This is a genomic window from Paeniglutamicibacter sp., assembly GCF_046714615.1.
Classification (GTDB): domain Bacteria; phylum Actinomycetota; class Actinomycetes; order Actinomycetales; family Micrococcaceae; genus Paeniglutamicibacter.
Window position 1 is genome coordinate 1 of sequence record NZ_JBKKAP010000165.1, and the last position, 1,289, is coordinate 1,289.

General features: G+C 63.1%; 2 protein-coding genes. Both read right to left on the bottom strand.

Annotation, left to right across the window (positions count from 1 at the left end; genetic code table 11):
* Positions 1-649: SDH family Clp fold serine proteinase (locus tag ACLQ7E_RS19590; RefSeq protein ID WP_411734251.1), on the bottom strand; the 649-nt coding region annotated here is incomplete at its 3' end.
* Between the two features lie 298 nt (positions 650-947).
* The coding region (locus ACLQ7E_RS19595; protein WP_411734252.1) for a hypothetical protein at positions 948-1,289 on the bottom strand (342 nt) is incomplete at its 5' end.

Genomic DNA, 1,289 nt, shown 5'->3' on the forward strand with positions numbered 1-1,289 from the left:
GGCGGAGGTACTGGCCGACCAGAACCTTTGACAAGTTCGAGTAGTCGTCACACATCTCGAGGAGGCCAGGGAAATACTGCTGGAGAGTCGGCACCCACCCGCTCAGCATGCGAGGGTCTTGCGCGCACTCCCGCTGCGCCTTCTCGAAGTTGCGCTTGATCGCGCCAGCGGGAACCATCCCCGCACCAATGTTGATTTGGGGGTCGATGGGCCCCAGCTGTGAGTGCTGGCCCATCATGATCGTGTCAGCAGCGAGGGACCACATCGTCGCGGCGCTCATGGCAGCAATCGGCACGATGACCCGCACGTCACTGAATCGGTCGCGCATGTACCTCACGAGGCTGTCCGCCGCCGTGGGGTCGCCGCCCGGGCTGTGAAGGATGAGGTCAAGCCCCACCTTTACGTCGAGGTCCTTGAACACCTCCATCAGTCCCTGCATGTCGCTCAGACCGATCGCCTGGTCGGGTGACGACGCTTTGATCGGCGACAAGAAGTCGGCGGCGTACAGGACAGTGTGGCGCTTGGTATACGCAGACAGTTCCGCTATCCAGTGCCGACGCATGCCGTCGAGGTCGGGGTTACCCGTAGCCGGGTCTGCCCACTTGCCTCCTGGCTGAAGCTCAGCGAGAAGTTCGCTCCAGGTCGGCACGGAGCCCTATCGAGCGTAGGCGTTCGCGCCGGAAGCCTCCCGGCTAGTCGCCGGAGCCTGCCCCGAGGTCGGTGCCACCGAGATGCGTTCTGCGGCGCGCTCGTAGATGCGGACAGCCTCGGCCACTCCCGCGCGATCCGACGCGTTCGAAAGAAGAGTTGTCGGAGTTGTCTCGGTCGCCATGGGTTGATTGTGACACACGGGTGTCAAGAAGGACCCGGAAAAGCCCTACAAATGGGGGTCAAAAGAGGTCTAGAGAATGGGGCGGAGGTGGGTCCGGAAAGCTCCGCGGTTTATGTCAGGACCGGCGAGTTGCAAAGCGACTACCACAGTGCCACTGACGGTACGGCCTGGCGTTGTCGAGGGTCATTCTTTCGCCGTCATGAACCCTGCATGTAGGTCGGGGGTCTTGCTCGACGCCGAGCGGAGCACAGTTAAAGAAGTCGCCGTTCGTCAGCATCCAGAACGACCAGCCCCCGAGGTCGATCGACCGGAACGTGCGCCGGTACCATGCTCGGTCGTAGCCGTGGTCGCGGATCAGGAAGTAGAGGGATTCGTGACCGGCGCCGCGCCCGTCCGGGTGCGCCTGCTTCCGCATCACGTACCAGTGCGGGATGTAGGCCATTGTCCGGGCGAAGTG